Genomic DNA, 18,362 nt, shown 5'->3' with positions numbered 1-18,362 from the left:
CGATTAACCGTCTCTTTCACCGCTTTGCGGTTTGACAGCCTGTCAAAGCGGTAATAGTTCGCCTGTTGCGCGATAAGCTTTCTATAACAGGGCCTATCCGATACAATACCACCATTGCCTTTTCCGTATCGGATTGCCCTTGCCGTTCAAGTCGTATTTTCAGGATCTCAGCCGCACCTCGCCGCTGGCCGCCACGCCCCGCCGCCGGGTGCGTCTGGGGGTTATCGTCTGGCACCTCGGCTGGTCGGCGGTCACGCTGGCCGCGCTGCTCGGCCTGTTGTTCCTGCCCGCATCGCCCCGGGTGCTGGGGGCGCTGGTCGTCGCGGCCCTACCGGGAGTCAGTTCGATCTTTCTCCTGACGCGTGACGGACATCGCGCGCGCCAGATGCTGGTGTGGATATGGGGTCTGGCCTGTCTCATCGCCATCGGCCTGACGGGCGGCATCTTCGGGCCGCTGGCCGCGTGGGCTGCCGCGCCCATGGCGGCCGCCGTGGCGCTGAACCAGCGCCGTCTGATCCTGCTCGGGGCAACCCTTTCGGTGACGACGACCCTGTTTGCGATCCTGCTGTCGCTGGCGCGTCTGATCGACCTGCCGGATCTGGTCGAAAGCTTCTGGCTGTCGTCGCTGGCGGTGGTGACTCTGGTGTCGGGCTTCGGTCTGGCGCTCCTGCCGGCGCTTCGGGCGCGCACCGAAATGGCCAGGGGGGCCGAGGACGACCGCGCGCGGTTCCTCAAGATCCTGAGCGAGCAGCCGCACCTGATCGTGGCGCTGGGCGACGATGGCCGCCTGATCTCGGCGCACGGCGAAGCGCCGCTGGGCCTCGACATGCCGACCCTGATGAAGCACGGTCTTATCGTCTGCGCCCACGTGCCCGACCGGCTGGGGGTGATGCAGGCCATCGACGAGGCCAGGGTCAATGGCCGCGCCGAGACGGGCTTCATGCCGCATGCGGCGCTGGAACACTATGTCCGCCTGAGCCTGCGCCGCGGCAGCGACGGACGGTTGTACGGCGTGTTGGCCGACGCGTCGCTGCACCATGCCCGCGAAGAGGCGCTGGAAAGCGCGCGCTTCGAGGCGGAGAATCTCAATCAGGGCAAGTCGCGCTTCCTGGCCAGCATGAGCCACGAACTGCGTACCCCGCTCAACGCCGTCATCGGCTTCTCCGACATCATGCGCCAGCAACTGTTCGGGCCGTTGTCGGAGAAATACACCGAATATGCGCAGTTGATCTGGGAGTCGGGTCAGCACGTGCTCGACCTCGTCAACGACGTGCTCGACATGTCGAAGATCGAAGCCCAGCGTTACGACCTGTCGCTTGAAACCTTCGATGCCCGAGAACCGGTCTCGGGCGCGCTGCGCCTGATTTTCACGGCGGCACACGACAAGGGGGTTGCGGTGCGCTCGGTCCTGCCGCCGACGCCGGTCGAAGTCACCGCCGACAAGCGCGCCCTCAAGCAGATGTGTCTGAACCTGTTGTCCAACGCCGTGAAGTTCACGCCGCGTGGCGGCAGCGTCACCCTGATCCTGTCCGACGCCGGTGCTGACGGGATCGACGTTCAGATCACCGACACCGGCATCGGCATCGCCGCCGAGGACCTGCAACGTCTGGGTAAGCCCTACGAACAGACCGGGCCGATGGAACAGCGCGTGCTGGGGACGGGGCTGGGTCTGTCGCTGGTTCAGGCTCTGGCCGGGCTGCACAAGGGGCGGATGAGTCTGGAAAGCGAGCTGGGCAAGGGGACCAGCGTCAGCCTGTTCCTGCCGATCGCCGCCCATTCGGATCAGCCGGAACTGCCGCTTAGCCCGCCGGTGTCGCCGCCGGTCGCGCCCGAAGCGCCGGTCGCCGTGTCGCCCGAAACGCCCCGTCCTCTGGAAGACCGGCTCTATACGCCCCCCGACCTCAGCGGCAGCGATTTCGTGATCCGCCCGCCGAAAAGCTAGTTTCCATAAGGTGACGGAAGGGTCACAAAGACCAGTCCCGGCACGAAATCCCCCGCTTCGAAGCGCGCATACTGCGTGCCGGTGTCGAAGTCGAAGGCTACCACGATATCCTCACGCGGATCGAGCCGCGCGATGGCCGTGGTGGTGCGCATGGGGAAGTCGAAGCGCACGGTGTCGCGCTTTGCCTGATGGCCGGCATATTTGCCCTCGACCGTAAACCCGGCCAGATTGACACGCGGCGCATCGGTCAGGGCGATGCTCGTCTGACGGCGCTGCATGGCCGGGACGCTCAGGTCGTAGGTCGAAAACCCGGCGGGCATCCTGGCCGACACGGCGTAGGCTTCGCGATTGATCAGGCCGTTCGACCGGTAATAGGGATCGCGCACGATCAGGCGCGCGGCATAGGGCTGACGGCCATCGGGAAACTGCACCATGACGCTCAGAGTCTGTCGCGTGAGGGTACCGTAGAGGCCTATGGCCAAGGCCACATCGCCGGTCTGCTGATACTGGACCAGTCGCCATTTTTCGTCGCGCATCTGAGTGCGGTCGGCTTGCCATTGGGCCCGCAGACCGGGCAGGGTCAGGCGGTTATGGGTGACGAACCCCTTATAGGCGCCCTTCATCGTCTCGACCTCGGCCAGAAGCGCCGGGTTGCGGCAGTCGGCCCGGGCGGCGGCGGTCTTGGCTTTGCTGAGTGCGCCATAGACGATATCGGGCGCGACACCGTGATTGAGGGCGGAGTTGCGCGTTTGCAGCATCCCGGCCTTCAGGGCGAGCGCGGTCGGCCCGTCAAACCACTGGCAGCGCGTATTGGCCGCCGTGACGAACTGACGCTTGACCATGGTGTCGAGCGAGACGTCCTGCGCCGTCGCCGGGTGGCTCAGGGCGGTCATCAGCAGGAGCGCAAGCAGGGTTCGACATTTCTTCATGCCGCGACTATAGACAAACAGGCTTAAATCGCCGTGAGCAAACAGGGTTAAGGCTTGTTCATAAAAAAGTTGCCCGGCAGGGCCGGGTACTTTTTTATGGCTCATATCGAAGAAAAATATCTCGGGGCGGCCCGTCGATATTTTTCTGCTTTTTATTCAGCAAAGGCAGAACGACAAAATGCTGCTGTCGACCGATCTATGGGTGTCCGCCCTGATCCGCCGGGCCGAAATGGCCGGAGCCTTCGCCTATGTGCTGAAACGCGGCGACGCCCAGGCTGGAGCGGTCGTCCTCAAGATCACCCATTTGCGCGATCGCGAGACCTTTATCCTGCGTCAGGCCAATGCCGGTGACGAAACGCAATGGATCAAACCCATTGCCTCGCACGATCCCGACGCCATTGAAACCTATATAGAGCGCGAGCGGCGCTTCGACTCCGACCTGTGGGTTGTCGAGATCGAAGATACCGAAGGCCGCCATTTCCTGACGGAAAAGATTCAGCTTTTGTAAACCCTGTTCCTAAACGGGATTTCAAACCCTCTGTGCGAAAGTGAGGGCAAGTAACGCACAGAAGGTGTTGGTTTTGTATTTCCTGCTCAACGATATCGTCCTCGACATTGAACCCGCGCGCATGATGCACCCGCTGGATGCGCAGCGCTTCGAGGCCCTGAGCATCGACTACATCGCCCAGCTGGGTAAGGAAATGTTCGCCGAGAACCCGCAGGCCCACCGCCTCAATCCCGAACGCGCCCGCCGCCTGTGTTACCTGATCCACATGAAACTGCCGCGCGTCAACGCCGCCCAGTTTTTCAATCAGGGCAATCGCGGCAAGGCCGAAGAGGTCGCCGCCGATTTCAAGTCGCTCAATGAAATGGCCATGGGCATGATGTACCAGCAACAGGTCAAGGGCGAACTCGACTACAGCAAGGTAGACGACGCCGTCTGGCACCGCCGCGCCGCTTAAAACCGGGGTCTTTGGCCGATCAGTATGTCGCCGTCGCTTGCAGGTACAAGTGTACCTGCGGCGCTAGGCTCCTGCTGCTCGACTCAAATCTCCCGGTTTTGGTTCGGAGCGCGCTACCTTCATACTCCCCCACTTGTGGGGGAGGTGGCGCGCCGAGCGTTAGCGATGGCGTGACGGTGGGGGGCCTTTTGGCCGGTTAAGCCGTGCGCAGACCGATCCACAAAAGTGCCCTTGCGCTTCCCTTGCGGCAATCGGCTACAACAAAGCTCAACCAATGTTGAATTGACGATTACGTCAAGATGCGCGATTTTGCTTCCATGAACATGCCGTCCCTGCCGCCTTTGCCGCACTATCCCACCCTGTGGGCGCGCCACGCCGATTTCATCGTGCACGTGGCGGGGCTGGCCTTTGCCCTGTTCGGTGGCGGAGTCGCGCTGGGGCTGGCGGTCAATCACGGCCTGCTGGGCAAGGTCGCGGCCATCACCATCTATGCGCTGGGCATGATCGCCATGCTGGCCTTTTCGACGGCCTATAATTTCGCCAGACCTAACTTGCAGCCGTTCCTGCGGCGACTGGATCACGCCGGTATCTTCCTGATGATCGCCGCCAGCTATACGCCGTTCACCACGCAGTCGCTCGACGGCGCCTGGGCGTGGGGCATGACGATCGCCGTGTGGTCGCTGGCCGTACTGGGCATGGCGGGTAAGCTGTTCTTGCCGGGATTGGGCAAGAGTTTCTGGGTCGTGCTGTACATCATTCTCGGCTGGCTGATCGTCATCGCCATCAAGCCGATGCTGCGCGAAGTTCCGCCCGCCGCCATGATCCTGCTGGCGCTTGGCGGGGTGGTCTATAGCGTCGGGACCATCTTCTACATGATGAAAAAGCTGAAGTTCCGCCGCGCCATCTGGCACGGCCATGTCCTGACCGGCGCGACCCTGCATTGGGTCGCGGTACTGGTCGGTGTGGTGCTGGTCGGGCGGTAATTTATCTCTGCCTAACCATGACGCATCATGCAGCTTGCCCTGTAGCGCAAAAAAAACGGCCGCGCATTGCGGCGCGGCCAAGTTTACAGGGAGGAAACGCCCAGGAAGGGCAATCAGCGCCGAAGCGCCGAACATCCTCAATTTAGTTTGCGCTGCAACGAAAAGCAAGGTTTGTTTCGCGACTGCTCAATCAACTCAGGTTACAAGCGCGAACAGGATCGTGAGCAGGGCGTGTGCGGACATCGCCGTCGTCTCCGCCTTTGACTTTTGTTGTGCAAAGCCTTATCCGCACGGGCATGAGCAACACTCCCGTCACCGAGGCGCCGCGCCGCCGTACCTTCGCCATCATCTCGCACCCGGACGCCGGTAAGACGACCCTGACCGAGCACCTGCTGCTGGCCGGCGGGTCGATCCGCGCCGCCGGTCAGGTCCGCGCCCGGGGTGAAAACCGCCGCACGCGCTCGGACTGGATGAAGATCGAAAAGGAACGCGGCATTTCGGTCTCGTCCTCGGTGATGACGTTCGAGCATGACGGCAAGATGTTCAATCTGCTCGACACGCCGGGCCACGAAGACTTCTCCGAAGACACCTACCGCACCCTGACCGCCGCCGACGCCGCCATCATGGTGCTCGACGCCGCCAAGGGGATCGAGCCGCAGACCCTGAAACTGTTCGAAGTCTGTCGCCTGCGCGACATCCCGATCATCACCTTCATCAACAAGATGGACCGTGAAGCCGAGGATTCGCTGGCCTTGCTGGACGAGGTGGCGTCGAAACTGCAACTCGATCCGTCGCCGCTCTACTGGCCTGCCGGGTCGGGTAACCGCTTCCGCGGCATGATCGAGCTGGGCAGCGGTCTGTTCTATCCGTTCACCAGGCGCGACTCAGGCGCCGAATACGATCAGGGTCACGAAGACCCGGCCCCCGTCGATGAGGCCGTGGCGAAGGGCTGGCTCGATGCCGGTGAACTGGCCGAACTGAAAGACACCGCCGAACTGATCGAGGGCGGGTTCAAGCCGTTCGACGTCGAGAGCTTCCTCGAAGGCCATATGACGCCGGTCATTTTCGGCTCGGCGCTGCGCCATTACGGCGTCAATCAACTGCTCAAGGCCATCGGCGACTTCGCGCCCGCGCCGAAAAAGGTCAAGGCGTCGAAGGCCGGGGTCGAGACCCTGGTCGATCCGACGGAAAAGGAAGTCACCGGCTTCGTGTTCAAGGTACAGGCCAATATGGACCCGAACCACCGCGACCGCATTGCGATGCTCAAGCTGACCTCGGGCAAGTTCCAGCGCGGCATGAAGCTGAAGGTGCAGAACACCGGCAAACAACTGAGCGTCAACGCGCCGATCATGTTCTTTGCCTCCGACCGCGAACTGGCCGAAGATGCGTTTGGTGGCGACGTGATCGGCATCCCGAACCACGGTGTCCTGCGCGTCGGAGACTCGTTGTCGGAATCGGGCGCGGTGCGCTTTGCGGGCCTGCCGAACTTCGCACCGGAAATCCTGCAACGGGTGCGCGTCAAGGACCCGCTCAAGGCCAAGCATCTGAAAAAGGCGCTGGAATCGCTGGCCGAAGAGGGCGTGACGCAGTTGTTCCGCCCGTCGATCGGTTCGGACTTCATCGTCGGTGCGGTGGGCCAGCTTCAGTTCGAGGTCATGGCCGACCGTCTGGCCAACGAATACGGGCTGGATTGCGTGTTCGAGCCGTCGCCCTATGCCGAAGCGCGCTGGCTGGGCGGCGACGCGGCCAAGATCGAGGACTTCGCGGGCAAGCACCGGAGTGCCATGGGTACGGATATCGACGAGTATCCGGTGTTTCTGGGCAAGTCGGCGTGGGAAATCAACTACGTCGCCGAGCGCTATCCGGACGTGTCGTTTTTGAGGACGAAAGAGCGGGGGTAGATTCTTTCCCTCTCTCCGCAAGGGAGAAGGAATTAAGCCAGCAAGACGCTGCCCAGCAGAACCTTCGCGCCCTTTTGCCTGAGCACCGTATCCGTCGCGTTCTGCAATTCGCGGGTGATGTAGTCGAGATCGACCAGGGACGTCGGGTTCAGGCCCGCCGCATAGGCCTGCAAACGCCCGGAATAGGCGTCGCGCAGACGCGGCATCGACTTCGAGATCATGTCCATGACCTTCTCGTTCTTCTGCGCGTCCAGCCCGACCTCGACGCTCAGGGTGCCGTGCTTGCCGCCGCGACCCTGCGTGAAGACCGTGATCAGCGGCACCTGAGTAAAGTCGGCGCCGCCGCCCTTTTTCTTGGGTGCGCCGGAGGCTTCGGCGGCACGCGGTAGCATGATGCCTGCGGTGGCCGCCGTGAAGCCGCCCATCTGAAGTCGGAGAAAATCGCGTCTGTTCATGGCGTAAACCCTAGCAAACTATCGTTTATAATGAATTGATCCCTATGCTTAATCTGAATTAACTATATAAAATCATTGGCTTAAATACTGAGTTAAGTGTTTGGCGGTAACCTGTGCCCAACAAAGGTTCAAGCCGCCAGAATGCGAAAATCCCAGAGTACAGACATTACCCTGCTGCCCAAGGCTAATCCCGCGACGATCAACGTGCTGGTCGTCGAGGACAATGATGGTCTGCGCCGCATGGTTCTGGAACTGATGCGGGGCGCGGGGTACATCCGCCTGATTCAGGCGCGCAATGCCGAAGAGGCTATCGACCGGATCAATGCGCATAATCCCGACCTGATGATCGTCGACTGGGGCCTGCCCGGCATGTCGGGCGTCGATCTTATCCGCTCGCTGAGACGGGCGGCGGTGACGCCTGACGAGCGCTTCCCCAATCCGAAGATGCCGGTGGTCATGTTGACGGCGCGCCAGAGATCGCGCGACGTGACCGAGGCGCGCAATGCCGGGGCGGACGAATTCGTCGTCAAGCCGTTTTCGACCTCAAGCCTCCTGCGGGCTGTCAATTCGTGCCTGCGCAAGCCGCGCCCCTTCGTCGTTTCGTCCGGCTATGTCGGGCCGTGCCGCCGCCGGATCGACGACAGCACCTATAAGGGCCTGCTCAAGCGCGGCGACGATATCGAACGCGCTGCCGACAGTCAGTTCCGCGAAATGTATCAGCAGACTCTGTCCGTAGAGCTCGAAGGCCTGCGGGCGCTTCTGGCGGCGCGCGGCGGACTGCACCGTGAAACCCTCGATTACATGGTCGAACGCGCCATGGCGGCCGAGCATAGGGCTACCGCATTTCGCCTTAAACTGGTGGCCGAAGCTACACGTTCTTTAAAGGATTATGTGTCATATTTCGGGGACGACACCGATCCCGAAGTCCTCGACGTGCATCTGGACGCCATCAAGCGTTTGAATGATTTGCGAAATGAGGACACGCCAGAGGCTTTGGCCATCATCCGGCAATTGGATACCCTGGTGACGAAACGCAAGACCCGGGCGCACGCCGATCTGATCGGACCGGAAGCGCGCTCACGATACATAATTTAACGCGTATCCGCTAAGGGGGGCCTTTTCGGAATACGTCCGGAAGGCTATCGCGATGAATGCAGTGGCAGCGTATGAACAGGCACGGGCTCTGATACAGGGGCGCCACGGTGAGCAGAACAAGCAGAACAACAATTCCCGCGACGTGCGCAATCTGGCCAATCTGGGGGAAACGGCCTCGACCAGCCGGGTGCTGAACCTGTCGGCCATCGCGCTCACGTCGTCGCGCGACAAGGAATATGCGCTGAAGCCGTTCTTCCGTGACTCGCAGCTGAACAAGGCCATCCTGATCAAGCACACCCTGCGCGCCAATGAACGCGACCTGTTTTCGCGTCTGAAGCGCACCGCGACCAAGATCATCATGCCGTTCGACCCCTTGGACCTCAAGCTGGGCGGCCGCTCGATCATGGTCAACCAGATCGGATTCGACGCCTTCTGCCGTTCGCATTTCAACATAGACGACGTCTCGTCGCACATCGACGTCCAGATCCTGCGCCTGCTGGATCAGTTGCCGTCGCTCGATCCGTTTCTGGTGCGTGAACACCTGTCGCGGCATGGGTTCCGTCCGGGGGCCTGCTACCTGAAAATCTCGCCTTACGACGTGCAGCGCATGATCGGCTTCGCCAACGAAGAGATCGAACGTCTGGTCATGACGGCCTTCGGTGACGCGCTGGTCGGCGGGGCCGGCATGAAGCTGGCCGGCAAGATTCTGGCCAACGAACTGGACAAGGAACTCTGGCCGCTGCGTCACACCCTGCGCATGAGCGACGAGGAGTTCTCCGACGGCATCTTTTCGTGGCGCGGCTTCCTCTATTTCAAATGGCGCCATATCGAGCTTCAGGAAGAGATGCGCCGCGTCCTCGACGGGCTGGCAAGCTATCAACCCGCCGGGATCATGGAAGAGCCGGTGCGCGATTATCTCAAGGAGGCCCGCCCCCGGCTGGCGCGCCGGATCGTGCACGCGATTTCCAATATGGGCCGCACGCTGAACATCTACGATCAGGCGTATCATGCGCTGGTCGAAGGCGAAAACGCCGGGCCGTTCCGCCGCTTCCTGCTCGACGGGCCGAACCTGTTCTTCGAGCTGGGCGAAAACATCGGCATCCTCGGCCATATCGCCTCGTTCTGGAGCTACCGCATGGCCGGTGGTCCGACGCAGCAGCGCCTGTCGCCGATCGAATATGCCGACGTGCTGATGGACTTCGAAGACAGCCTGATGATTCTGGGCTCTGGGATCGAATAATTTTTCTGACGCGCATCTGATCCAAAAACCGCTGCACACTTTTTGGGATGCGCTTGATTAACCCTATCCGTTCACGGTCCGTAATCGGATTTCGGTTAGGGTTTACCCATGGCGACCAGCTTCAAACGCAATATTACGAAAATCCTGCCGCCGGATCACCAGACGCGCGTGATCCGCGAATATCGTAATCTGGCCAACCTGAATCAATCGGCGGCCACCGGGCGCGTGCTGAACCTGTCGCGCGTCTATCGCCGCCATTACAAGGACGCCGACTATGGCAAGAACCCGTTTTTCCAGTCGTCGCTGCTCAATCGCTGCATCATCCTCAAGCACACCCTGCGCCTGAACGAGCGGCACTTCTATCACGGCAGCCGCCGCACCGTGACCAAGATCATCTTGCCCTACGACCACTTCGACCTGCGGCTGGGGGCATCGAGCATCTATATCGGGCAGGTGGGGTTCGAGCATCTGGCGCGGCAATATCTGTCGATCGACGATTTCGACAAGAACCCCGACATGAAAATCCTGCGCCTGCTGGATCGGCTGCCGTCGCTCGACCCGTTTCTGGTGCGCGAGACTTTGGCGCGGCAGGGGTTCCGGCCCGACGGCATCTATCTGGCGCTGTCACCGGCCGATCTGGGGCGCATGATGCGCTTCACCTCGAACGAGATCGAGCGGCTGGTCAATACGGCGCTGGGCGAGCACTATTCCGGTGCTTCGATGAAGCTGGGCAACAAGATCCTGTCGGACGAGCTGGACCGCGAACTGATGCCGCTCAAGACGACCTTCCGCATGACCGAGCACGAGTTCACCGAAGGCATCTTCGCCTGGCGCGGGTTCCTCTATTACAAGTGGCGCTATCTGGAGCTACAGGACCAGCTTCGTGTCGTCCTGTCCGGTATCGGGACCTATCAGCCGACGGGGATGCGCGACGACCGAGTCAAGGACTATCTGGAACAGGCGCGGATTCGCCTTGCCAAGGGCATGGCCAAGGCGCTCAACCAGGCCTACGAGGTGCTGAAAATCTACGACACGGCCTATTCGGACCTCGTGTCGCGCAGCAAGCCCGGCCCGTTCAAGCGCTTTCTGCTCAACGGGTCGGGGCTTTTTACAGAGCTGGGCGAAATCATCGGCACGCTGGATCATATTTCCTCGTTCTGGACCTTCCGCATGAACAAGGCGATCCAGACCGGCAAGCCGATGAAGGCGATCGAATATGCCGACGTGCTGATGGATTTCGAAAGCGGGCTCAATCACCTGTTCGAGGAGCGCCCGACGTTCAACATGACGACCTCGGGCTTCATGCGCGCCCAGATACCGGCGGCTTAAACTCCCTCTCCTTGGGGGAGAGGGGAGGGGCAAGTTACGACTTCGTGCAGCTCTCTTCCTTGGCTCCCCACCAGGCATCGTTGCCCTTGGTTTTGAAGCTGTAGCCCGTGGCCTGATAGAGCGTGCCGTCGCTGGACGGGGTTTCGGTCAGGGACACCTTGCGATTGGAATCGCTGACGATGGTGACCTCGGCGGTCTTGTCCGAGAAGACGACCGACAGCGAGGTGCCCATGGCGCAGGTATAGGCAATTGGGTCGGAGGTGGCAAAATCGGCGGCGGTGGACGACATAGCCTGACCGGCGTCGGACGCCAGTTCCCCGGCGGTTTCCTGAACCTCTTCGACGGCCTGCTGGGCTTCGGGTTTGGAGCAGGCGGCAAGGGCGGTGAACGAAAGCGCCCCCAGAAGGGCGATGGCGGCGGTTTTACGCATGGGAGGTCTCCGAAAGCGCACGCCGAAAAGTGGGAACCGGTTTTCGGAAACAGTGCGCGACTAAAAACGATGCTTAGTCGTATCAGTCCGGAAATAAGGAAACGATCACGGTGCGGCTTGCTCAATATTAACAGTCTGTGCCCCGCTCCCCACTTCGTAGGCAGGAAAAAGGGCGGTAACGAAAACGGCGGCAGGTGATCCTGCCGCCGTTTCTGTTTGGTAAGTTTGACGGGGATTAGTCCATCAGCTTTTGCGCGAGATACGTATATTCCAGCGCGTTCCGCTTGGCGGTTTCCTTGAGGTTGGCCGCCGCCGAGTGACCACCATCGGTGTTCTCGTAATAGAGGAACGGCAGGCCCATATCCTCCATCAGCGCCGCCATCTTACGCGCATGGCCCGGATGGACGCGGTCGTCCTTGGTCGAGGTGACGAAGAACGGCTCAGGGTATTTCACGCCTGCCTTTAGGTTGTGATAGGGCGAGATCGTCTTGAGGAACGCGCCTTCGGTGGCGTCGTCCGGACGGCCGTATTCGCCCTGCCAAGAGGCCCCGGCCAGCAGGGTGTGGAAGCGCATCATGTCGAGCAGTGGCACCTGCACCACGACGGCATTCCACAGGTCAGGCCGCTGGGTCAGTTGCACGCCCATCAAAAGCCCGCCGTTCGAGCCGCCCATGATACCGAGGCGACGCGGCGAGGTGACCTTCGTCCTGATCAGGTCTTCGGCCACGGCCTGGAAGTCGTCATAGATGACCTGACGATGGGTTTTCAGACCGGCTTCGTGCCACTTGGGACCGAATTCGCCGCCGCCGCGGATATTGGCCAGCACATAGGCACCGCCCTTTTCCAGCCACAGCTTGCCGATGCCGCCCGAATAGGACGGGGTCAGCGACACTTCGAACCCGCCGTAAGCATACAGCAGCGTCGGCGTATTGCCGTCGAGTTTGGTGTCTTTCTTCATGACGAGGAAGTAGGGGATCTTCGTCCCGTCCTTCGAGGTCGCCCAGTGCTGCTCGACCTTGAGGCCTTCGGCATTGAAGCGTTGCGGGCTGGCCTTGAGGTTGGTTACGGTGCCCCAGCCAGCGTCGGCGAGGTAGAGGCTGGAAGGTTGCAGGTAACCGGAAGACCAGACGAAGAGTTCATCGGTTTCGTCGTCGAGCGAGCCCAGGCTGAGGGTTGAGTTTTCCGGTAAGCGCAGCGGAGTCAGCGACCATTTACCGCCTTCGTAATTGACGACCATGACCTGACCGGTGACATTCGACAGGACTTGCAGCACAAGGCGGTTTTTCGTCTGGCCCATGCCCTGAACGCTCTGATGGTCGTTCGGCGCGAAGACGACGACGGGTTCGAGGTTTTTCGGGTCTTTCAAGGCGGCGAACAGGTCGAACGCGATGACAGAGCCCTCCTTGAACACGGTGCCCTTGGCGCTGGTCCACGAATCCTTCAGCGAAAAGACGGCTTGACCTTTGTAATAGGCGTTCATTTCCGAGGTCAGGGGCAGGGGCAGTTTCACCTCGCCCTTGTCGGTATAGTAGGTGGTGTCGACCTCGAAGAAGGTTGGGCGGCGTTCGGCGATGTCGATGACGTACCTGCCGGCGACGTCGCGGATCACGGTGCGATAGGCCATCATGTCGGACTTGTCGCCGCGATGGATTTCGACGGCCTGATCGAGCGTCTGACCGCGCTTGAGGGCTTTGGTCACAAAGGCGTAGCCCGACGGAGTCACTTCGCCTGGCGTCCATTCGCGCGCCACATAAAGCGTGTCGGCGTCCTTCCACGTCACGACCTGCTTGCCTTCGGGCAGCGAGAAGCCGCCCTCGACGAAGGTCTTGGTTTTGACGTCGAATTCGCGCACGGTCACGGCGTCCTTGCCGCCGTTCGACAGGTTGATCAGGCAACGCGTTTCTTCGGGCGGCAGGCACGAGGCGCCCTTATAAACCCAGTTCTTGCCTTCGGCCTTAGCGAGAGCGTCGAAATCAAGGATCGTATCCCAGCTATTCGATCCGCCGAGATACATTACCTTCTTCATGCGCCGCCAGATGCCGCGCACATGGTCCTTGTCCTGCCAGAAATTGTCGACGTGACCGCCCTTCGAGAAGGACGGCGAGGGGATGCGATCGGTCGCCTCGACGATCTTCAGCATGTCGGCCTGATTTTGCGCAAACCGCGGATCGGCGGTGAGGTGGGCCAGGCTGCGTTCGTTCTGGGCCTTGACCCAGGCCAGCGCCTTTTCGCCCTCGACCTCTTCCAGATACTGCCGCGGATCGGCGACGTCAGCCTTCGCGATATTCGGATTGGTCGGGGTCTGTTTGGCGGTCGTCGTGATGTTCGTCATCTGGGCCTGAGTGCTGAGCGGCAGGGCCCCTAAGATGAGAAGCGAGGCGGCGGCGGTCAAGGCGCGGCGCGAAAAAGAAGAGAGCATGTACGGCTTTCCCGGTTGGTAATGGATGAAACTAACACCGGGGTAGCGGCCCTTGGCAAGGGGCGGCGAACGAACATGAAGGAATTGTAATAAAGGGCCATAATAAAGAACTTTACAAAATAAAGTACTTCATTCATAACGTGGCTATTGGTTCTTTCAGGGAATATCGATCATGTCCACCGCCACGCTTACCGCGCCCGCCTCACTGGCTCCGGCCCGCACCAATCTCATCGATGGTTCGCCCATGTTCTGGGCCGGGCTGATCTTCGGCAGCATGAATGTCGTGCAATTCGCCTTCAAAGCCGGATACGCGACTATTCCCGGCCCGGTGTTCGGGATGATGTGGATGGCGGCGCTGGTCACCTTCATCATGGCGGCCTTTGTGTTGAAGATCGGCAGTCCTGCCGCCTTTCGCGCCCGTCCGGAGGTCAAGCGCTTTCGCAAGGCGTGGGGCATGGTCATCCTCAGTGCCTTCGCCACGGTGACGATCATCATGTCGGTGCTGGGCTATCTGCATCAGACGGCTCTGATGCCGTTCGTGCCGGGGCCGGTGGCCCTTCTTTTCTATGCACTCGGCTGGCATATGGCCGCCCGCATGAGCGGGAATGGCGGCTTCAACGGTTTGTCTGTGGCCGGTCTTTTGGCCGCTGCCGGTCTGCTGGCGGTTGTCATCTTTGCCGGTCAGGCCTGGCAGTCGCTGGCCTATGCGGGCGTGCTCTTTGGGCTGGCCGCGGTGCCGGGTCTTATTCTCATCCTGCAAAATCGTAACTAAACGATATGCCAAAAAGTGCCAAGATGCTTCTCCGGGGTTTTTGGCAATAATATCGCGACCAAGCAAAAATCTATTCGAATCCGGTTAGGAAAATCCCATGTCCTCGCAACTGCACGATCAACTCGACTATCTCAAATCGCTGGCCGAAGACGGCAGCCGTATGCCGGTGATGAACGGCGGTAATCTGTTCTGGGCCGGCGTCTGCTTCTCGACCGCCGCCCTGATCCACTACGGCATCATGCTGGGTATCGTGCCCATCCCCAATCCGTGGTTCATCAGCTTGCTGTGGTTCGTCGCGGTCGCCGTCTATGCCGTGCTGGGTGGGCTGAAAATCGCCGAAGGGCGTCGCAAATACGGTCAAAACGCTATGAATCGCGCGATTTCTGCGGCATGGTCCGGCGTCGGCATGGCGATCTTCGCCCTGTTTCTGACCCTGACCGCCGTCGGTAGCCAGATGAAGGCCATCGAAGTCCTGACGACCCTGATCGCGCCGATGATCCTGCTGCTCTACGGTATCGGCTGGTGGGTGGCCTCGATCATGTCGGGGCAGGGCTGGCTCCGTCTGGTGGCCTTTGGTTGCCTGATCGGCGCGCCGGTGCTGGGCCTGCTGGGCCATCAGGCGGTGCAGATGCTGGCCTATGCGGTGGCTCTTACCCTGTTCGCCACCATCCCCGGCCTGATCCTGATGCGCGCCGAAAAGGGCTGATCCCATGCCTGAAGACTTTAATATCGAGGCGCTGGATGACGTCATCCACGGACGCCTGAGGCTGGGGATCATGGCGTACCTGTCGACAGCCGGGTCGGCGGATTTCACCACGCTCAAAGCCAAGACCCAGTCAAGCGACGGTAACCTCTCGGTTCAGGTGCGCAAGCTGGAAGAGGCGGGCTATGTGACGGTCGAAAAGACCTTTGCAGGGAAGAAGCCGCTGACCACGATCACCTTGTCGGAAAGCGGGCGCAAGGCGTTCGTGGCCTATCTTGAGGCCATGCGTAAACTGATTGACGATGCGGGTTAATCCCTTCTCCCCGCGAGCGGGGAGAAGGTGGCCTGAAAGGTCGGATGAGGGGCGAGTCACACAAAGGAAAGTGGCCCCTCACCCTAGCCGCCACCGGGAGCCCGGCTCTCCCCGTAAACGGGGAGAGGGGACTTAAATCGCCTCTCCCAACTTCTCCAGCATGAACGTCCAGCCCTGTTGCGTCCGCTCGGCATAGTCCGCCCATTGCGCGGCCATGTCGTGTGTCAGGGTTAGCTGGCAACCTTCGGAAGTCGCCACGATATCGATGCTGACGCGGCTGTCACGCGGATCGCTGACCCCGGCGATACCCCAACTGAAGCTCAGGCGGGTAGGGGCAACGACCTCGTAATAATGGCCGATATGGTCGATGATTTCGCCGTTACGCTCGACCTTGAACGAGAAGGCACCGCCTGCCACCGGGTCGGTTTGGACATGAATAAGGCGCTCGTCGCGCACGTCGGGTCCGACGATGAAGTTCGCGATCAGGGCGGGGTCGAGCCATGCCGCAAAGACGGTATTGGCAGAAGCCTTGAATGTCTTTTCGACGCTGACGGCAACCGTGTTGAAATCCTTGTCACCGAAGGCTTTCAGATAGTCGGCTTCGACACCCGCAAAATAGGTCCAGAACGGACGCGGTCTGGCACTAGAGAGCGCATCCTCCAGAAGCCCCAGATGCGTATGCCAGCCGCCCATATGGTTGAAGGCCGCCGCGCGATCAAAGTCCGGATGGCGGTGCGTCAGGCGCAACAACACCTTGTCGCCGATGGGTGACAGTTCAATGGTTACGATGCCGGTCGATGCCTCTTCCGGCCAGGTAAAGGTTAGGCGGTGCGGTGGATCGACCTCCAGTACCTCGACATCGAAACTGACCGGCTGACGCATGGCGGCGAAGCGGTCGGGCGCGACTTCGCCGGACAGAGAGGTGTGGTCGAATGTCATGGTCGCCGTCCCCGTGCGCGTCATGTCACCCGCCATGATCCACTTTTTGCGCAGGTCGCCCTCGGCCACATAGCGCCAGACGCGCTCGATCGGGCCGGGTAGCAGGCGCTCGAAGACCAGCGTGCCATTCTCGAACAGCTTGCCCTCAGGGCGGGGCACAAAATCATTCATGCGGATTCTCCGTCATCAAAAGGGTTTCAAGCGTATCCAGCGCCCGCGTCCAGTGGGCGCGGGTGCGGGCGATCCATTGGTCCATCTCATCCAGTCCCTCGCGATTGAGGCGGTATATGCGCTGCTGACCGCGCACCTCGACCGTCACCAGATTGGCCGCTTTCAGCGCATTGAGGTGCTGCGAAATCGCCGGTTTCGACAAAGTGAAGCGCGCGGCGATATCGCCCGCCGGTAGTTGCGGCGCGGCGGCCAGATGTTCGATGATCCGGCGGCGCGTCGGATCGGCGAGGGCGGTGAAACTGTCCATGCCTAATAATTAAGTTATAACTTAATTAAGTCAAATTAAAAATGAAGTTCGGCGCCCGAATAGATTTTCCGCTTCACGCCGGGATAACGAAATCCTGTTCCGCGTAAGGCTTTGCGCGGCCGTGAAATAAGAATATGTTTTGTCTCAGGCGGGATAAACTTGGTTCCTAAGGAGTGTTTATGACCTCAGCCGTGCCCTTGACCGCCGATCAGGTCGCCGACCTCGCCAACACCCTGCCGTTATGGCGCATTGCCGACGGCAAGGCGGTTTTGCGCGACCTGAAATTCGCTGATTTCAGCGCCGCCTTCGACTTCATGACCGAGGTGGCGGGCGTGGCCGAGGTGATGGATCATCATCCCGAATGGTCGAATGTCTACGACAGGGTGTCGATCCGTCTGACGACCCACGACACCGGCGGCCTGAGTGACAAGGACATCGCCCTGGCCGAAGCCATCGACGCGGCGGCCATTCAGTTCAAAGGACACTAGGCATGTTGGACCAGACGGCGGCTAAACACGGTATTGTCGGCGGCTATGTGCCGGAGCGGCCCGACTGGACGATCCCGCAGGACTGGGCCGCCTATACGGCTTCGGAACACGGCGTCTGGCGCACCCTGTTCGAGCGGCAGATGCAGCGCATCAAGGGCCGGGCCTGCGCGGCCTATATGGATGGCCTGAGCCAGTTGCCGATTACGGCGGACGCCATTCCCGACTTCGACGAATTGAGCGAGGTGTTGCAGCGACGGACCGGCTGGACGGTGGTCGCCGTGCCGGGGATGGTGCCGAACGACGTCTTCTTCAATCACCTCGCCAATCGCCGCTTTCCCGCCGGGCAGTTCATCCGCACGCCGGATCAGCTCGATTATTTGCAGGAGCCTGACGTCTTTCACGACCTGTTCGGGCATGTGCCAATGATGATGAATCCGGCCATGGCTGACTTCATGCAGGCCTATGGTGAGGGCGGCTTGCGCGCCGAAAAGCTGGGGGTACTCGACCGCCTGGCGCGGCTTTACTGGTACACGGTCGAGTTCGGACTGGTCGAGGAGGGGGAGGGCGTGCGTATCTTCGGGGCAGGGATTCTGTCGTCCTTTACTGAGACGGCGTTTGCACTGGAAAGCCCGTCGCCGAACCGTATCGGATTTGATCTCAAGCGCGTCATGCGCACGACCTACCGCATCGACGATTTTCAGGAGGGTTATTTCGTTCTGCCCTCGGTAGATGCCCTGATGGAGTTTGCGCAGACCGATTTCGGCCCGGTGTATGCGGCGATTGAGGGTTTGCCCGATCTGACACCGGGTCGGATCGAGCCCGACGACCGCGTGTTTCACGCGGGTACGGGGGAATATCATATGCTCTAGGTTTAAAACCTAATCATCCTATTGATTTAAGGTGCAAACATTGATTCTCTTCGTTTATTCGAGGAGATAAGCTATGGCTCATGAGTTCTGGCTTAGTGACGCGCAATGGTCGGCA

The 18,362-nt window shown here is 60.7% G+C and carries 19 protein-coding genes; 13 read left to right on the top strand and 6 right to left on the bottom strand.

Annotated features, from left to right (window positions below):
* The first annotated feature begins 139 nt into the window (after positions 1–139).
* A complete protein-coding gene (locus tag PQU92_RS09800; protein ID WP_272748040.1) occupies positions 140–1,942 on the top strand; it encodes a sensor histidine kinase in 1,803 nt (600 codons plus the stop codon).
* Here PQU92_RS09800 and PQU92_RS09795 read toward each other — a convergent pair.
* Positions 1,939–2,871: a hypothetical protein gene (locus tag PQU92_RS09795; protein WP_272748039.1), complete on the bottom strand. Its 933-nt coding sequence runs from the start codon at positions 2,869–2,871 to the stop codon at positions 1,939–1,941. The two genes, PQU92_RS09800 and PQU92_RS09795, sit on opposite strands and share 4 nt — an antisense overlap.
* Positions 2,872–3,049: 178 nt before the next feature.
* Here PQU92_RS09795 and PQU92_RS09790 point away from each other — a divergent pair, with 178 nt between their 5' ends.
* The 4 genes from PQU92_RS09790 to PQU92_RS09775 all read left to right on the top strand — a co-directional run bounded on the left by PQU92_RS09790 (position 3,050) and on the right by PQU92_RS09775 (position 6,717).
* Positions 3,050–3,379 (top strand): DUF1491 family protein, encoded by a 330-nt coding sequence (locus PQU92_RS09790; protein WP_272748038.1) that lies wholly within the window; start codon positions 3,050–3,052, stop codon positions 3,377–3,379.
* A gap of 64 nt (positions 3,380–3,443) precedes the next feature.
* A complete protein-coding gene (locus tag PQU92_RS09785) occupies positions 3,444–3,833 on the top strand; it encodes a hypothetical protein (protein ID WP_272748037.1) in 390 nt (129 codons plus the stop codon).
* A 299-nt stretch (positions 3,834–4,132) separates the two neighbouring features.
* Entirely contained in the window at positions 4,133–4,816 is a 684-nt protein-coding gene (gene trhA / locus PQU92_RS09780) for a PAQR family membrane homeostasis protein TrhA (protein WP_272748036.1), read from the top strand.
* A gap of 296 nt (positions 4,817–5,112) precedes the next feature.
* Positions 5,113–6,717 (top strand): peptide chain release factor 3, encoded by a 1,605-nt coding sequence (locus PQU92_RS09775; RefSeq protein ID WP_272748035.1) that lies wholly within the window; start codon positions 5,113–5,115, stop codon positions 6,715–6,717.
* Between the two features lie 32 nt (positions 6,718–6,749).
* Here PQU92_RS09775 and PQU92_RS09770 read toward each other — a convergent pair whose 3' ends face one another.
* Entirely contained in the window at positions 6,750–7,172 is a 423-nt protein-coding gene (locus PQU92_RS09770) for a Tat pathway signal protein (RefSeq protein WP_272748034.1), read from the bottom strand.
* Positions 7,173–7,313: 141 nt separating this feature from the next.
* Here PQU92_RS09770 and PQU92_RS09765 point away from each other — a divergent pair, with 141 nt between their 5' ends.
* From PQU92_RS09765 to PQU92_RS09755, 3 genes are all read left to right on the top strand, one after another.
* A complete protein-coding gene (locus PQU92_RS09765; RefSeq protein ID WP_272748033.1) occupies positions 7,314–8,267 on the top strand; it encodes a response regulator in 954 nt (317 codons plus the stop codon).
* Between the two features lie 52 nt (positions 8,268–8,319).
* Entirely contained in the window at positions 8,320–9,507 is a 1,188-nt protein-coding gene (locus PQU92_RS09760; protein ID WP_272748032.1) for a hypothetical protein, read from the top strand.
* Between the two features lie 108 nt (positions 9,508–9,615).
* Positions 9,616–10,836, top strand: coding sequence for a hypothetical protein (locus PQU92_RS09755; protein WP_272748031.1), 1,221 nt, complete (start codon positions 9,616–9,618; stop codon positions 10,834–10,836).
* Positions 10,837–10,870: 34 nt separating this feature from the next.
* Here the strand turns inward: PQU92_RS09755 and PQU92_RS09750 are convergent, their stop codons facing one another.
* Both PQU92_RS09750 and PQU92_RS09745 read right to left on the bottom strand, forming a co-directional pair.
* On the bottom strand, positions 10,871–11,266 hold the full coding sequence (locus tag PQU92_RS09750) for an MliC family protein (RefSeq protein WP_272748030.1): 396 nt from the start codon (positions 11,264–11,266) through the stop codon (positions 10,871–10,873).
* A gap of 235 nt (positions 11,267–11,501) precedes the next feature.
* Positions 11,502–13,685: a prolyl oligopeptidase family serine peptidase gene (locus tag PQU92_RS09745; RefSeq protein ID WP_272748029.1), complete on the bottom strand. Its 2,184-nt coding sequence runs from the start codon at positions 13,683–13,685 to the stop codon at positions 11,502–11,504.
* Between the two features lie 172 nt (positions 13,686–13,857).
* On the opposite strand from PQU92_RS09745, the gene PQU92_RS09740 reads away from it, so the two are divergent.
* From PQU92_RS09740 to PQU92_RS09730, 3 genes are all read left to right on the top strand, one after another.
* Entirely contained in the window at positions 13,858–14,457 is a 600-nt protein-coding gene (locus PQU92_RS09740; protein WP_272748028.1) for a hypothetical protein, read from the top strand.
* Positions 14,458–14,554: 97 nt separating this feature from the next.
* Complete coding sequence (locus PQU92_RS09735; protein ID WP_272748027.1) at positions 14,555–15,163, top strand: hypothetical protein; 609 nt, start codon at positions 14,555–14,557, stop codon at positions 15,161–15,163.
* Between the two features lie 4 nt (positions 15,164–15,167).
* A complete protein-coding gene (locus PQU92_RS09730; RefSeq protein ID WP_272748026.1) occupies positions 15,168–15,473 on the top strand; it encodes a winged helix-turn-helix domain-containing protein in 306 nt (101 codons plus the stop codon).
* 132 nt (positions 15,474–15,605) lie between these two features.
* On the opposite strand, the gene PQU92_RS09725 is transcribed toward PQU92_RS09730, so the two are convergent.
* Together PQU92_RS09725 and PQU92_RS09720 are read right to left on the bottom strand one after the other, a co-directional pair.
* Positions 15,606–16,583, bottom strand: a complete 978-nt coding sequence (locus PQU92_RS09725) for an SRPBCC domain-containing protein (protein WP_272748025.1) — start codon at positions 16,581–16,583, stop codon at positions 15,606–15,608.
* Positions 16,576–16,890, bottom strand: coding sequence for a metalloregulator ArsR/SmtB family transcription factor (locus tag PQU92_RS09720; protein WP_272748024.1), 315 nt, complete (start codon positions 16,888–16,890; stop codon positions 16,576–16,578). The genes PQU92_RS09725 and PQU92_RS09720 overlap by 8 nt, the downstream gene beginning before the upstream one ends.
* Before the next feature lie 179 nt (positions 16,891–17,069).
* On the opposite strand from PQU92_RS09720, the gene PQU92_RS09715 reads away from it, so the two are divergent.
* Positions 17,070–17,378, top strand: a complete 309-nt coding sequence (locus PQU92_RS09715) for a 4a-hydroxytetrahydrobiopterin dehydratase (protein ID WP_272748023.1) — start codon at positions 17,070–17,072, stop codon at positions 17,376–17,378.
* Positions 17,379–17,380: 2 nt separating this feature from the next.
* Positions 17,381–18,247 carry a phenylalanine 4-monooxygenase gene (gene phhA, locus PQU92_RS09710; protein WP_272748022.1) on the top strand — a complete coding sequence of 289 codons (867 nt, stop codon included), beginning with the start codon at positions 17,381–17,383 and terminating at the stop codon, positions 18,245–18,247.
* Positions 18,248–18,362: the final 115 nt, after the last annotated feature.

It is taken from the genome of Asticcacaulis aquaticus (assembly GCF_028550415.1).
Classification (GTDB): domain Bacteria; phylum Pseudomonadota; class Alphaproteobacteria; order Caulobacterales; family Caulobacteraceae; genus Asticcacaulis; species Asticcacaulis aquaticus.
This window is presented reverse-complemented; position numbering and strand designations above follow the sequence as displayed.